General features: G+C 58.7%; 15 protein-coding genes. 13 read left to right on the forward strand and 2 right to left on the reverse strand.

The window, feature by feature from the left end:
* Positions 1-187: 187 nt before the first annotated feature.
* Positions 188-652 carry a helix-turn-helix domain-containing protein gene (locus MKS11_RS06100; RefSeq protein ID WP_087771041.1) on the reverse strand — a complete coding sequence of 155 codons (465 nt, stop codon included), beginning with the start codon at positions 650-652 and terminating at the stop codon, positions 188-190.
* A gap of 194 nt (positions 653-846) precedes the next feature.
* Between MKS11_RS06100 and MKS11_RS06105 the strand changes: the two genes are divergently transcribed.
* Positions 847-2,001 (forward strand): MFS transporter, encoded by a 1,155-nt coding sequence (locus MKS11_RS06105; protein ID WP_065697000.1) that lies wholly within the window; start codon positions 847-849, stop codon positions 1,999-2,001.
* A 157-nt stretch (positions 2,002-2,158) separates the two neighbouring features.
* Positions 2,159-3,160 (forward strand): adenosine deaminase, encoded by a 1,002-nt coding sequence (add, locus tag MKS11_RS06110; RefSeq protein ID WP_004202835.1) that lies wholly within the window; start codon positions 2,159-2,161, stop codon positions 3,158-3,160.
* A gap of 35 nt (positions 3,161-3,195) precedes the next feature.
* Here the strand turns inward: add and MKS11_RS06115 are convergent, their stop codons facing one another.
* On the reverse strand, positions 3,196-4,236 hold the full coding sequence (locus MKS11_RS06115; RefSeq protein WP_284109444.1) for an oxidoreductase: 1,041 nt from the start codon (positions 4,234-4,236) through the stop codon (positions 3,196-3,198).
* Between the two features lie 190 nt (positions 4,237-4,426).
* Between MKS11_RS06115 and blr the strand changes: the two genes are divergently transcribed.
* The 11 genes from blr to nth all read left to right on the forward strand — a co-directional run bounded on the left by blr (position 4,427) and on the right by nth (position 13,511).
* Positions 4,427-4,564, forward strand: a complete 138-nt coding sequence (blr, locus tag MKS11_RS06120) for a division septum protein Blr (protein WP_012541534.1) — start codon at positions 4,427-4,429, stop codon at positions 4,562-4,564.
* A 115-nt stretch (positions 4,565-4,679) separates the two neighbouring features.
* On the forward strand, positions 4,680-6,050 hold the full coding sequence (locus tag MKS11_RS06125; protein WP_017900465.1) for a GH1 family beta-glucosidase: 1,371 nt from the start codon (positions 4,680-4,682) through the stop codon (positions 6,048-6,050).
* Between the two features lie 215 nt (positions 6,051-6,265).
* On the forward strand, positions 6,266-6,481 hold the full coding sequence (gene ydgT, locus MKS11_RS06130; RefSeq protein WP_004202843.1) for a transcription modulator YdgT: 216 nt from the start codon (positions 6,266-6,268) through the stop codon (positions 6,479-6,481).
* A 75-nt stretch (positions 6,482-6,556) separates the two neighbouring features.
* A complete protein-coding gene (locus MKS11_RS06135; RefSeq protein ID WP_004202845.1) occupies positions 6,557-6,997 on the forward strand; it encodes a DUF2569 domain-containing protein in 441 nt (146 codons plus the stop codon).
* A gap of 78 nt (positions 6,998-7,075) precedes the next feature.
* The gene (gene rsxA / locus MKS11_RS06140) at positions 7,076-7,657 is read left to right on the forward strand and encodes an electron transport complex subunit RsxA (protein WP_002907658.1); all 582 of its coding nucleotides are present in this window, start codon (positions 7,076-7,078) and stop codon (positions 7,655-7,657) included.
* A complete protein-coding gene (gene rsxB, locus MKS11_RS06145) occupies positions 7,657-8,235 on the forward strand; it encodes an electron transport complex subunit RsxB (protein ID WP_004202846.1) in 579 nt (192 codons plus the stop codon). Before rsxA ends, rsxB begins: the two co-directional genes overlap by 1 nt.
* Positions 8,228-10,489 (forward strand): electron transport complex subunit RsxC, encoded by a 2,262-nt coding sequence (gene rsxC, locus MKS11_RS06150; RefSeq protein WP_087771042.1) that lies wholly within the window; start codon positions 8,228-8,230, stop codon positions 10,487-10,489. Before rsxB ends, rsxC begins: the two co-directional genes overlap by 8 nt.
* Complete coding sequence (gene rsxD, locus MKS11_RS06155) at positions 10,490-11,542, forward strand: electron transport complex subunit RsxD (protein WP_087771043.1); 1,053 nt, start codon at positions 10,490-10,492, stop codon at positions 11,540-11,542.
* Between the two features lie 10 nt (positions 11,543-11,552).
* The gene (gene rsxG, locus MKS11_RS06160) at positions 11,553-12,173 is read left to right on the forward strand and encodes an electron transport complex subunit RsxG (RefSeq protein WP_004202852.1); all 621 of its coding nucleotides are present in this window, start codon (positions 11,553-11,555) and stop codon (positions 12,171-12,173) included.
* Positions 12,174-12,175: 2 nt separating this feature from the next.
* The gene (locus tag MKS11_RS06165; RefSeq protein ID WP_017900824.1) at positions 12,176-12,874 is read left to right on the forward strand and encodes an electron transport complex subunit E; all 699 of its coding nucleotides are present in this window, start codon (positions 12,176-12,178) and stop codon (positions 12,872-12,874) included.
* A gap of 1 nt (position 12,875) precedes the next feature.
* Positions 12,876-13,511, forward strand: a complete 636-nt coding sequence (gene nth, locus MKS11_RS06170) for an endonuclease III (RefSeq protein ID WP_023289926.1) — start codon at positions 12,876-12,878, stop codon at positions 13,509-13,511.
* The last annotated feature ends 99 nt before the right edge of the window (positions 13,512-13,610 follow it).

Here is a 13,610-nt window from a genome sequence, read left to right on the forward strand (position 1 = left end):
ATATGTAACATGAATACATTCAAATAAAATATAAATGTAAATGATTATGCGGCTGGCGGCGGGTCACTGTTACGCGTCCGGGGAGTTAGCATCAGAAGCAGTGCGCAAAAAATAGGTCAGGATTGTTCCACAACCCTTTAGCGGTACGATCGTATTCTCACTAGAATTCCGCAAACCCTTCACGACATTATTCGGCGCTGGTATCTGATACAACGCGCCGGCGATGACAGTCGCCTGGTTGCAATTTATCTCCCTGAGCGGAACGCACATCCAGATATTGAAGCGGCTGGCCGTGTTCGTTATCCAGCAGGACAGAGTAGGTTTCTCCCTGCTCAAACATATAACGCTCTCCCCATTGACGAATCGCCACAACAATGGGAAACACGGAGCGCCCCTTTTCAGTCAGGACGTATTCCTTATATGCGCTGCCATCCGATGCCGGTAAAATCTCGAAAATACCGATCTCGACCAGGTGCTTCAGGCGCGCGGCAAGGATATTTTTGGCCAGCCCTAAATTTTTTTGAAACTCGCTGAATCTCCGTACATCGTCAAATGCTTCGCGGATAATCATCAGGCACCAGCGTTCACCAATTGATTCCAACGTTCTCGCCACCGGACATTCACTGGTTCTGAGTGATTCCTGTTTTGCCATCTGCGCGCTCCTCATCAATCTGTCTACTAATGCTAGCTTAATCTTCCGTTTTACCAGTTGCAAAAAAAAACCACTATGGCTATTTCTATAGGTAAACGAGTTTTAAAAAGCAACCAGATAGAAGGTCTCTTATGAAAGATAAGACAAGCAGGTGTACCGGCCACGGAATTCAAACCGCGTCAGCCCCTGACGCGATGCTCACCGCAGGGATAACGACGTTGTTTTCACTGACCTGCGCGCTGGCGGTAGCCAACGTTTATTCAGCTCAACCTTTACTCGACTCGATGGCGGTCAGCCTCAAGGTGGCGCCAGGCATGATTGGCGGCGTCATCACCGCTACGCAGTTGGGCTATGCCATTGGCTTACTGTTCCTGGTTCCGCTCGGGGACTGGCTGAACCGTAAATACGTGGCGATGACTCAGCTGTTGCTTTCAGCGGCGGCGTTAGTTGTAGCAGGGTTATCCCCCAATATAGCCACTCTGCTTGGCGCCATGCTGATCGTTGGCCTGATGGCCGTTGTGGTGCAGTTGATGGTGGCGTGGGTGGCAATACTGGCGACACCGCAGAAACGAGGCCAGGCGGTGGGTACCCTGACCAGCGGAATTGTTTCAGGCATCCTGTTGTCTCGGTTTATCTCAGGCGCGATAGCCGATATTGCCGGCTGGCGAGCCGTTTATCTCACGGCTGCCTGTATGATGCTGTTGATGGCCGGTGTCGTCTGGAAGGTCATGCCTTCGCCCTCAAAGCAATCGCAGCCACAAAAGTCCACCTACCTTTCCTTATTGAAGTCAGTGTTTCAGCTATATATCACTGAACCGCAACTGAGAAAGCGCGGCATCCTGGCGCTTCTTATCTTCGCCGCCTTCAGCATGCTATGGACAACTATGGTCATGCCGCTTACCGCCCTTTCCCTCTCGCACACCCAGGCGGGGATGTTTGGCTTAGCCGGCCTCGCTGGCGTGCTGGCCGCCTCAAGAGCGGGAAAGTGGGCTGACCAGGGATGGGCTCAGCGTACTACCGGCTTGGCGCTGGCGCTGCTGGCTCTCTCATGGCTGCCTATCGCCTATGTTGAAACCTCTTTGCTCTGGCTGTTAGTTGGCGTCATTGCGCTGGACTTTGCGGTACAGGCCGTACATGTCTCTAACCAGAGCCTGATTATTGCCGCCAGGCCTGCAGCGGCAAGCCGCCTGGTTGGGGCTTACATGTGTTTTTATTCGCTGGGTAGCGCGGCAGGGGCTATCGTTGCCACACAGCTTTATTCCCACTGGGGATGGCAGGCGGTATGCCTTGCGGGTGCCGCGGTCAGCGCGTGTGCTTTTCTTGTCTGGTCAGGATCGCGTCGATCATGACATTCGGCCCCTGTTTTGAAGGGGCCAGTCAAAAAGCGCGTAAAAATGACCTGATTGCCCCCAGCTGTTTGTATCGCATAGATTTTTTCAATGCTTTTAAACAGTTATGCTCATGTTGTATAATGACGTGCACTTTAACTAAAAAAAGAGTGCGACCATGATTGATTCCTCATTGCCATTAACCGACATTCACCGCCACCTTGACGGTAACATCCGGGCCCAAACCATCCTCGATCTTGGCCGCGAGTTTAATATCACCCTTCCCGCTACCACCCTTGACACGCTGCGTCCCCACGTCCAGGTCACCAGCCTGGAGCCCGATCTGGTCAGTTTTCTCGCCAAGCTCGACTGGGGGGTGAAAGTCCTGGCCTCGCTGGAAGCCTGCCGTCGCGTGGCGTATGAGAACGTCGAAGACGCGGCGCGCAATGGCCTGCACTACGTGGAGCTGCGCTTCTCCCCACGCTATATGGCGATGACCCACCAGTTGCCGGTTGACGGCGTGGTAGAGGCAGTGATCGCCGGGGTACGTGAGGGGTGCCGCGATTTTCAGGTCGACGCCCGCCTGATCGGCATTTTGAGCCGCACCTTTGGCGAAGCGGCCTGTCAGGAAGAGCTGGCGGCGCTGCTCGCCCACCGCGATGGCATCACCGCCCTCGACCTCGCTGGCGATGAGCTGGGCTTCCCGGGGGCGCTGTTCCTCAGTCATTTTAACCAGGCCCGCGATGCCGGGTGGCATATCACCGTTCACGCTGGCGAAGCGGCCGGCCCGGAAAGTATCTGGCAGGCCATTCGTGAGCTGGGCGCCGAGCGTATCGGCCACGGGGTAAAAGCGGTACAGGATCCCGCCCTGATGGACTATCTGGCCGAGCACCGCATCGGGATTGAATCCTGTCTCACCTCGAACGTGCAAACCAGCACCGTACCCTCTCTGGCCCAGCATCCGCTGAAGCAGTTCCTTGAGCACGGCGTGCTGGCGAGCCTCAACACTGACGATCCGGCGGTCCAGGGGGTCGATATTATCCACGAATACACCGTGGCGGCGCCGGCGGCGGGCCTGAGCCGGGAGCAGATCCGCCAGGCCCAGATCAATGGTCTGACCCAGGCGTTTCTGAGCGAACAGGAAAAAGCCGCGCTCATTCAGCGGGTGGCTAAAGGCTGATAGCCGGCCCGGCAGCCGCGCTGCCGGGCTATCTCTTACACAAGGCTGAGCGTGGCGCGATGCCGGGCCGACTCGATACCGAGCTCAAGCAGGGTCATGATTTGAATCGCCTCGCTGGCCGGAACCGGGTTTTCTCCCACCCCATTGAGCGCATCGCGGATAGCGGCATAGTAAGCGGGATAATTGCCCGGTAGCGTCAGCCATGTCTCCTCGCTACGTTCGTCGCCTTCGGCGCGGGTCAGGGTACCGTCACGCATATCATACCCCCAGTCCTCCTGCGGCAAACGCTCGCCATTTTTCAGCCGCTCCTCCTGCGGGTCGAGACCGTACTTGATAAAGCTGGCCCGCGAGCCGTGGACGATAAAGCGCGCGCTCTCCGCGGCGGCGAGCAATGTGCCGTGCAGCACCACCCGCCGCTGTGGATAGGCCAGCACCGCGTGAAAATAGTCGGTGGATTGCGCGCCGGGCCGAAGTTGAGCGAGATCCACCGTGATGCTCACCGGCAGACCAAACAGCACCACCGCCTGGTCGAGCAGATGCGGTCCGAGATCATACCAAATTCCACTCCCGGGGCCCGCCTGTTCCCGCCAGCGCTGGCGTACCTGCGGGCGGAAGCGGTCGAAATGGGATTCGAAGTAACACACCTCTCCCAGCAGGCCTTCGTCGATTAACGTTCTGACCGTTAAGAAATCACTGTCCCAGCGCCGATTGTGAAATACCGACAGCACCCGGCCACAGTGCTTCGCCAGGCTCTCCAGCTCACGAGCCTGTGACAGTGTCACGGTAAAGGGTTTATCCACCACCACGTGCTTACCGGCCTCCAGCGCCGCTTTCGCCAGTGGGAAGTGGGTGTCGTTCGGCGTGGCGATGACCACCAGATCGATCTCCGGGTCGTTCAGCAATTCACCCGCCGCATTGACCACCTTCGCGCCAGGCCAGTCGGCATGAACTTTGGCCGCGCCGCTGCTGGAGACCGTCGTCAGCGCCAGGCCCGGCGTGCCGCTGATTAATGGCGCGTGAAACGTTTTGCTGGCATAGCCATAGCCCACCAGCCCCACCCGGATCGCATCACTCATTTAACCGCCTCTCTTATTCAGCTGATGTCAATATCTGACTAATGAGAATATTCTTACAAAACGTGAATAAAACTTATCATTTTTTCACTTAAGGTTTTAACGCATGCGTGCAAAATCAGACAGATACCCCTTGTGATCTGCTGACCATAGAGTAACATTTCCCACTGTGTTCAAAGGATATTGAAGTGTTATGACGACTGTTTTTACTCGTATTGTAGAACTTATTGGCTGGATTGTTTTTGGGATTTCCGCACTGCTTTTGGTTATCGCGCACCATATTGATAACTACCAGTCGCCACCGCCAGCGGATGTGGTGCAGACAAAGTAGCGCCGCCGTGAAACAGTGACCCGCTTCGCAACCGTGCAACCGGTTTCAGAAACCGGTTGCACAGTTATCCTTGCTTTGATTACACTCCCTCTATCATCAGACTGGGAGTTTTTTCATGGCCGCTTTTCCGCAACATTTTCTATGGGGTGCCGCTACCGCAGCGTATCAGGTTGAAGGTGGGCACGACGCTGACGGTAAAGGACCGTCAATCTGGGATATCTACTCTCACCTGCCGGGAACCACCTTTGAAGGGACCACCGGCGATATCGCCGTCGATCACTATCACCGTTTTCGCGAAGACGTGGCGTTGATGGCCGAGATGGGCCTGCAGAGCTATCGCTTTTCCATCTCCTGGCCGCGCCTGCTGCCCACCGGGCGCGGCGAGGTTAATGAAGCAGGCGTGCAGTTTTATAGCGATCTGATCGATGAACTGCTGGCGCATAATATTGAGCCGATGATTACCCTCTATCACTGGGACCTGCCGCAGGCCCTGCAGGATGAGGGCGGCTGGGAAGCACGCAGCACCGCCGAAGCCTTCGCCGAGTACGCCCGCCTCTGCTACGCCCGCTTTGGTTCGCGGGTGAAGCTGTGGGCTACCTTTAACGAGACCATCGTCTTTATCGGCCACGGCTACATTAACGGCCTGCATCCGCCGGCCGTTCGCGATCCGGCGCGCGCCATCCAGGCCTGTCATCACGTGTTTATCGCCCATGCGCTGGCGGTGAAGGCGTTTCGCGAGATGGCCGTGGCGGGCGAGATTGGTTTCGTCAATGTGCTGCAGCCGCATACCCCGCTCACCGACAGCGAGGCGGACAGGCAGGCTACCGACCTGGCTGACGCCATCCATACCCACTGGCTGTACGATCCGGTGCTAAAAGGCACCTATCCTGCTGCCCTGCTGGCGCAGACTCAAGCCCTGTGGGGAGTACCGCGCTTTGCTCCAGGCGACGACGCGCTGCTGCGAGACAACCGCTGTGACTTTATCGGTCTGAATTACTATCGTCGGGAAACGGTATCCGCCCAGCCGCCCGAAATCCCCACCGGCGGCGAGCCTGGCGTGGAGGGGTTATTCTATTTCGTGCGTAATCCGCAGAGCACTTATACCGAATGGGGCTGGGAGATCTGGCCGCAGGGGCTAACCGACGGCATTATGATGATCAAGGCGCGCTATGGCGATATCCCGATCTATATCACCGAGAATGGCCTGGGAGCGAAAGACCCGATTATTGCCGGTGAGGTGGTCGACGATCCGCGAATCGACTACCTGAGCAGCCATATTGGCGCTCTGGAAAAGGCGCTGGCGCAGGGAGCTGACGTTCGCGGCTATTATCCCTGGTCGTTTATCGATCTGCTTAGCTGGCTCAACGGATATCAAAAGCAATATGGCTTTGTCTATGTGGACCACCAGCAAAATCTGGCACGGAAACGAAAGAAGAGTTTTTATTGGTACAAATCTGTTATTGCCAGTCGCGGCGAACAGCGTTAATCTTCTCCTGCGGGCGCCATTCGGCGCCCGGTCTGATTTAGAATATTCTTAAACATCTCCCTGCTCTTCAAGGCTGGCTTTGCCCCTTGTCATGGGTTTATATAACCTGAAACATTCCACGCGGCCCCGGCAGAAGGCGCCGTTGGTTGAGAGTAGGTTTAGTGAATGCTGATAATATTCAACGTAATTATTCCGATTATAAAATGGATACGAAAATGACCGTTCTGGACTATTTATTAAAATTCCGCAAAATCAGTTCGCTGGAAAGTCTTGAAAAACTATTTGATCACCTTAACTACTCCCTGACTGACACCGAAGAGATCGTTAATATGTATCGCGCCGCCGATCACCGCCGGGCAGAGCTGGTTTCCGGCGGTAAATTGTTCGATGTGGGCCAGGTGCCTAAATCCGTTTGGCGATTCGTGCAGTAAGACTGTCATCCTTCACGCCAGTTGCTTATACTTCCCGGCCTGCTTTTATATACTGGCGTTAAATAGGGGAGAACCATGACGTCTCAATCTGCGGAACGCATCGGCGGATGGCTGCTGGCACCGCTGGCCTGGTTGCTGGTGGCGCTGCTGAGCGCCTCGTTATCGCTGCTGTTTTTTGCCAATGCCCTCATGTCGCCGCAAACCTGGGCCCTGCTGCGCGCCATGAGCACCGGACACATGGCGCTGTGGGTCGCCTCGTTGCTGTTTGCCCTCGCCATGTGGTTTTATACGCTCTGGCTGACCATCGCCTTTTTCAAGCGGCGCTCGCTGGTGCCGAAACACTATATTATCTGGCTGCTCATTACGCTGCTGCTGGCGATAAAGGCGTTTGCCTTCTCCCCCGTTTCGGATGTCCTTGCACTGCGTCAGCTACTGTTTCCGCTGCTGGCCGCCGCGCTGCTGGCGCCCTATTTTCGCCGTTCACAGCGGGTAAAACGGACCTTTGTTAATCCGTAATAACCCCACACTTAACCTGTTGTCGCCGGTATCGTTTTATTCGATAATAAGCGGCTTTTTTTCGTTTCAGGTCGCATGATGGCTGATTATTTACTGCTCTTTATCGGTACTGTCCTTGTCAATAACTTCGTTTTGGTGAAGTTCCTTGGCCTGTGTCCGTTTATGGGGGTTTCCAAAAAGCTGGAAACCGCAATGGGGATGGGGCTCGCCACCACCTTCGTGATGACCCTGGCCTCTATTTGCGCCTGGCTGATTGATACCTGGATCCTTATCCCGCTAAATCTGGTTTATTTACGTACCCTGGCCTTTATTCTGGTTATCGCCGTGGTGGTTCAGTTCACTGAGATGGTTGTGCGTAAAACCAGCCCGGCGCTCTATCGCCTGCTGGGCATCTTTTTGCCCCTTATCACCACCAACTGCGCGGTGCTCGGGGTGGCGCTGCTGAACATCAACCTGGGCCACAATTTCCTGCAGTCGGCGCTGTACGGCTTTGCCGCCGCCGTCGGCTTCTCGCTGGTGATGGTGCTGTTCGCGGCGATCCGCGAGCGTCTGGTGGTGGCCGATGTCCCCGCGCCGTTCCGCGGTAATGCCATCGCGCTGATTACCGCCGGTTTAATGTCTCTGGCCTTTATGGGCTTTAGTGGTTTGGTGAAGTTGTAATGAGCGCAGTCTGGATAGCCGTGATCGCCATCAGCCTGTTGGGGCTGATTTTCGGCTTAATACTGGGGTATGCGTCGCGCCGTTTCGCGGTGCAGGACGACCCGGTGGTGGAAAAAATTGATGAACTGTTACCGCAGAGCCAATGTGGGCAGTGCGGCTACCCTGGTTGCCGCCCCTATGCGGAAGCGGTGGGGGTGCAGGGTGAGAAAATTAATCGCTGCGCGCCGGGTGGCGAAGCGGTGATGTTAAAAATCGCCGCCTTGCTCAACGTCGACCCGCAGCCTGTCGACGGCGACGAGCAGGCAGCCGAGCCGGCCCGCATGCTCGCCGTAATTGACGAACCGAACTGCATCGGCTGCACCAAATGTATTCAGGCGTGTCCCGTGGATGCCATTGTCGGGGCGACCCGCGCCATGCATACCGTGATGAGCGACCTGTGCACCGGCTGCAACCTATGCGTTGCCCCCTGCCCGACCCAGTGCATTTCACTCGTTCCGGTGGCGACCACCCCGGAGACCTGGAAATGGGATCTGCACACGATCCCGGTGCGAAATATTCCTGTGGAACAACATGTTTAAGCTATTTTCCGCTTTCCGAAAAGACAAAGTCTGGGATTTTAACGGCGGTATTCACCCGCCGGAGATGAAAACCCAGTCAAACGGCACCCCGCTGCGCCAGGTTTCCCTGCCGCAGCGCTTTGTGATCCCGCTGAAGCAGCACATCGGCGCCGAAGGCGAACTGTGCGTCAAAGTAGGCGACCGGGTGCTGCGCGGCCAGCCGCTAACCCGCGGTTGGGGAAGAATGCTGCCGGTTCACGCCCCCACCTCCGGCACCGTTGCCGCTATCGCCCCGCACACCACCGCCCATCCATCCGCGCTGGCGGAGATGAGCGTGATCATTGACGCCGACGGCGAAGACCGCTGGATCGAACGCGACGGCTGGAGCGACTACCAGACCCGCACACGTGAAGCGCTGATTGAGCGCATCCACCAGTTTGGCGTTGCCGGCCTCGGCGGCGCCGGCTTCCCCACCGGCAGTAAACTGCGCGGCGGCGGCGATAAAATTAAAACGCTGATCATTAACGCCGCCGAGTGCGAACCCTATATCACGGCGGACGACCGCCTGATGCAGGACTGCGCGGCGCAGATTGTCGAAGGGATCCGCATCCTCGCCCACATTCTGCAGCCTGACGAGGTGCTGATAGGCATTGAAGACAATAAGCCGCAGGCCATCTCCATGCTGCGGGCTGTACTCTGCGACGCCCATGGCATTTCGCTGCGCGTGATCCCCACCAAATACCCCTCCGGTGGCGCCAAGCAGCTCACCCAGATTCTCACCGGCAAACAGGTGCCGCACGGCGGTCGTTCTTCGGACATTGGCGTGCTAATGCAGAACGTCGGTACAGCCTACGCGGTGAAACGCGCGGTAATTGACGGCGAACCGTTAACCGAGCGCGTGGTCACCCTCACCGGCGAGGCGGTAACCCGGCCGGGCAATGTCTGGGCGCGCCTTGGCACGCCGGTGCGCCATCTGTTGAACGACGCCGGATTCTGCGCCAGCGCTGAGCCGATGGTGATCATGGGCGGCCCGCTGATGGGCTTTACTCTGCCGGGGCTCGACGTCCCGGTAGTGAAGATCACCAACTGTCTGTTAGCGCCCTCCGCCAGCGAAATGGGCGAGCCGCAGGAAGAAAAAGGCTGCATTCGCTGTAGCGCCTGCGCCGACGCCTGCCCGGCCGATCTGCTGCCACAGCAGCTGTACTGGTTCAGTAAAGGCCAGCAGCACGATAAAGCCACCGCTCACAATCTGGCGGACTGCATCGAATGCGGCGCGTGCGCGTGGGTATGCCCAAGCAATATTCCGCTGGTGCAGTACTTCCGCCAGGAGAAAGCCGAGATCGCGGCGATTCGTCTGGAAGAGCAGCGCGCTGCGGAAGCCAAGGCGCGATTCGAGGCCCGACAGGCGCGCCTGGAGCGTGAGAAAGCGGCCCGCGCCGAGCGGCATAAAAAAGCCGCCGTCCAGCCAGCCGCCAAAGATCAGGATGCGATTAACGCCGCCCTGGCCCGGGTACGTGATAAACAGCGCGACGCCGCGCAGCCTATCGTGATTCAGGCCGGCGCCAAACCGGACAACAGCGAGGCGATTGCCGCCCGCGAAGCGCGGAAGGCCGAAGCCCGGGCGCGTAAAGCACAGCAGCAGTCCGCGCCGGTGGAAACTCCGTCGACCGACGCAGCCGATCCCCGCAAGGCGGCGGTGGAAGCCGCCATCGCCCGCGCCAAAGCGCGCAAAGCCGAACAGCAGGCCGCGCCGGCGGAAACCCCGGCGGCCGAGCCGGTCGACCCGCGCAAGGCGGCGGTGGAAGCCGCTATCGCCCGCGCCAAAGCGCGCAAAGCCGAACAGCAGGCCGCGCCGGCGGAAACCCCGCCAGCCGAGGCGGTCGCCCCCCGCAAGGCGGCGGTGGAAGCCGCCATCGCCCGCGCCAAAGCGCGCAAAGCCGAACAGCAGGCTGCCCAGGCGGAAGCCCCGCAAGCCGAGCCGGTCGACCCGCGCAAGGCGGCGTTGGAAGCCGCTATCGCCCGCGCCAAAGCGCGCAAAGCTGAACAGCAGGCCGCGCCGGCGGAAGCCCCGCCAGCCGAGCCGGTCGACCCGCGCAAGGCCGCGGTGGAGGCCGCTATCGCTCGCGCCAAAGCGCGCAAAGCCGAACAGCAGGCTGCCCAGGCGGATATTGCGTCAACCGCAGCCAATGACGACCCACGCAAAGCGGCCGTCGCCGCGGCGATCGCTCGCGTTCAGGCGCGCAAAGCAACACAGCAGGCAGTTAACGAGGAATAAATGGTTTTCAGAATCGCAAGCTCCCCCTATACCCATAACCAGCGGCAGACCTCGCGCATTATGCTGCTGGTGCTGCTCGCCGCCGTGCCTGGTATTGTGATCCAGACGTGGTTTTTCGGCTGGGGCACCCTCCTGCAGATTGTCCTCGCCGCCCTGACGGCCTGGGCAACGGAAGCCGCTATTCTCAAACTGCGCAAACAGCCTGTTGCGGCCACCCTGAGGGATAACTCCGCCCTGCTCACCGGCCTGCTGCTGGCGGTGAGTATTCCGCCGCTGGCCCCCTGGTGGATGGTGGTGCTCGGCACCGCCTTTGCCGTAGTGATCGCCAAGCAGTTGTACGGTGGACTCGGCCATAACCCTTTCAACCCGGCGATGATCGGCTATGTCGTGCTGCTGATTTCGTTCCCAGTGCAGATGACCTCCTGGCTGCCTTCTTACGAGATTGCCGCCCATATCCCGACGTTCAGCGATACGCTGCAGATGATCTTCACCGGTCATACCGCCGTCGGAGACGACATGGCCACCCTGCGGCTGGGTATCGACGGCATCAGTCAGGCCACCCCGCTGGATACTTTTAAAACCTCCCTGCATTCCGGGCATAGCGTCCAGCAGGTACTGCAGTTGCCGGTTTACGGCGGCGTTCTGGCGGGGCTGGGCTGGCAGTGGGTGAATATCGCCTGGCTGGCGGGCGGTCTGTTCCTGCTGTGGCAGAAGGCGATCCGCTGGCATATACCGGTCAGCTTCCTCGTCAGCCTTGGCCTGTGCGCAACCCTCGGCTGGATCTTCTCGCCGCAGAGTCTGGCCTCGCCGCAGATGCATTTATTCTCCGGGGCCACCATGCTTGGCGCCTTCTTTATTCTGACCGACCCGGTGACGGCCTCGACAACCAACCGCGGACGTCTGATCTTCGGCGCCCTCGCCGGCCTGCTGGTGTGGCTTATTCGCAGCTTCGGCGGTTACCCGGACGGTGTGGCGTTTGCCGTTCTGCTGGCGAATATTACCGTGCCGCTGATCGATTACTACACGCGCCCGCGCGTGTATGGCCACCGTTGAGAGAACGATGATGTTAAAAACGATGCGAAAACACGGCGTCACGTTGGCGCTTTTTGCCGCCGGCTCCACCGGGCTAACGGCGGCGATCAATGAGCTGACCAAAAGCACCATCGACCAGCAGGCGGCCCTGCAGCAGAAAGCGTTATTCGACCAGGTTTTACCTGCCGACCGCTATAATAACGATCTGCTCAAGAGCTGCTATCTGGTCAGCGCCCCGGCGCTGGGCAAAGGCCAGCATAAAGTGTGGATCGCCAAAAATAACGACCAGCCGATTGGCGCGGTCATGGAAGCCACCGCGCCGGACGGCTATTCCGGAGCGATCCAGCTGCTGGTGGCCGCCGATTTTAGCGGCACGGTCCTCGGCACCCGCGTGACCGAGCATCATGAGACCCCGGGTCTGGGGGATAAAATCGAGCTTCGCCTGTCGGACTGGATCACCCATTTTGCCGGGAAAGTCATCCACGGTCAGGGCGACAGCCATTGGGCGGTCAAAAAAGACGGCGGCGATTTTGACCAGTTCACCGGCGCCACCATCACCCCCCGGGCGGTGGTCAATGCCGTTAAGCGCGCAGGCCTGTATGCACAAACGCTGCCTGCGCAACTTCCTGAATTCAGCGCCTGTGGAGAGTAACCATGAGCGAAGTTAAAGACGTCATCGTCCAGGGTCTGTGGAAAAACAACTCCGCTCTGGTTCAGCTGTTAGGGATGTGTCCCCTGCTGGCAGTCACCTCGACGGCCACCAACGCCCTTGGGCTGGGTCTGGCGACCACCCTGGTGCTGACCCTGACCAACCTGACCATCTCCAGCCTGCGCCGCTGGACCCCGGCGGAGATCCGCATCCCGATTTACGTGATGATCATCGCCTCGGTAGTGAGCGTGGTGCAGATGCTGATCAACGCTTATGCGTTCGGTCTGTATCAGTCTCTGGGGATATTTATCCCGCTTATCGTCACCAACTGCATCGTGGTAGGCCGTGCCGAAGCCTTTGCCGCCAAAAAAGGGCCGGCGCTGTCGGCGCTGGACGGTTTCTCTATCGGTATGGGGGCCACCTGCGCGATGTTCGTGCTGGGCTCCCTGCGCGAAATCCTCGGCAATGGCACGCTGTTTGACGGCGCCGACAGCCTGCTTGGCAGCTGGGCAAAGGTGCTGCGCATCGAGGTTTTCCATACGGACACCCCTTTCCTGCTGGCTATGCTGCCGCCAGGCGCCTTTATTGGCCTCGGCATGATGCTGGCGGTAAAATACCTTATCGATGAACGTAGCAAGCAGCGGAAGGCGCAGGCGGCCCGGGCCGACGCTGTCGCCCCGTCTGACGCGACAGGGAAAGCGTAACATGAACAAAGCCAAACGCCTGGCGATCCTGACCAGGCTGCGGGACAATGATCCCCACCCCACCACCGAGCTGCACTTCAGCTCGCCGTTTGAGCTGCTGATTGCCGTCCTGCTCTCGGCGCAGGCAACCGACGTGAGCGTCAATAAAGCGACAGCCAAACTCTACCCGGTGGCCAACACGCCCGCGGCGATGCTGGCGCTGGGGGTGGAGGGCGTGAAATCCTATATCAAGACCATCGGCCTGTTTAACAGCAAAGCGGAAAACGTCATCAAAACCTGCCGTATCCTGCTGGAGCAGCACAACGGCGAGGTACCAGAGGACAGAGCGGCGCTGGAGGCATTGCCCGGCGTGGGCCGCAAAACCGCCAACGTGGTGCTGAATACCGCCTTTGGCTGGCCGACGATCGCCGTGGATACCCATATCTTCCGTGTTTGCAACCGGACGCAATTCGCTCCCGGGAAAAACGTCGAACAGGTTGAAGAGAAGCTTCTGAAGGTCGTTCCCGCCGAGTTTAAGGTCGACTGCCATCACTGGCTTATTCTGCACGGCCGTTACACCTGTATCGCTCGCAAGCCGCGCTGCGGCTCTTGCCTGATTGAAGACCTTTGCGAATTCAAAGACAAAGTCTACGCCTGAGCGCCTTTCTCACGACCATAGCCTCACTCTGGGTTATGGTCCGCATTTAGCTATTTAACCCGCCGTTAACACCGCATAAACCGCATTTTGCTGGGCAAT

Origin of the sequence: Klebsiella sp. K5-45 (genome assembly GCF_030128605.1) — a bacterium.
In the GTDB taxonomy this organism is placed as follows: domain Bacteria; phylum Pseudomonadota; class Gammaproteobacteria; order Enterobacterales; family Enterobacteriaceae; genus Klebsiella; species Klebsiella quasipneumoniae.

Bases quoted from the DNA above. Each gene is read 5' to 3' on its own strand.
- MKS11_RS06100 (WP_087771041.1), bottom strand. From the start codon at position 652: ATGGCAAAACAGGAATCACTCAGAACCAGTGAATGTCCGGTGGCGAGA.
- MKS11_RS06105 (WP_065697000.1), top strand. From the start codon at position 847: ATGCTCACCGCAGGGATAACGACGTTGTTTTCACTGACCTGCGCGCTG.
- add (WP_004202835.1), top strand. From the start codon at position 2,159: ATGATTGATTCCTCATTGCCATTAACCGACATTCACCGCCACCTTGAC.
- MKS11_RS06115 (WP_284109444.1), bottom strand. From the start codon at position 4,236: ATGAGTGATGCGATCCGGGTGGGGCTGGTGGGCTATGGCTATGCCAGC.
- blr (WP_012541534.1), top strand. From the start codon at position 4,427: ATGACGACTGTTTTTACTCGTATTGTAGAACTTATTGGCTGGATTGTT.
- MKS11_RS06125 (WP_017900465.1), top strand. From the start codon at position 4,680: ATGGCCGCTTTTCCGCAACATTTTCTATGGGGTGCCGCTACCGCAGCG.
- ydgT (WP_004202843.1), top strand. From the start codon at position 6,266: ATGACCGTTCTGGACTATTTATTAAAATTCCGCAAAATCAGTTCGCTG.
- MKS11_RS06135 (WP_004202845.1), top strand. From the start codon at position 6,557: ATGACGTCTCAATCTGCGGAACGCATCGGCGGATGGCTGCTGGCACCG.
- rsxA (WP_002907658.1), top strand. From the start codon at position 7,076: ATGGCTGATTATTTACTGCTCTTTATCGGTACTGTCCTTGTCAATAAC.
- rsxB (WP_004202846.1), top strand. From the start codon at position 7,657: ATGAGCGCAGTCTGGATAGCCGTGATCGCCATCAGCCTGTTGGGGCTG.
- rsxC (WP_087771042.1), top strand. From the start codon at position 8,228: ATGTTTAAGCTATTTTCCGCTTTCCGAAAAGACAAAGTCTGGGATTTT.
- rsxD (WP_087771043.1), top strand. From the start codon at position 10,490: ATGGTTTTCAGAATCGCAAGCTCCCCCTATACCCATAACCAGCGGCAG.
- rsxG (WP_004202852.1), top strand. From the start codon at position 11,553: ATGTTAAAAACGATGCGAAAACACGGCGTCACGTTGGCGCTTTTTGCC.
- MKS11_RS06165 (WP_017900824.1), top strand. From the start codon at position 12,176: ATGAGCGAAGTTAAAGACGTCATCGTCCAGGGTCTGTGGAAAAACAAC.
- nth (WP_023289926.1), top strand. From the start codon at position 12,876: ATGAACAAAGCCAAACGCCTGGCGATCCTGACCAGGCTGCGGGACAAT.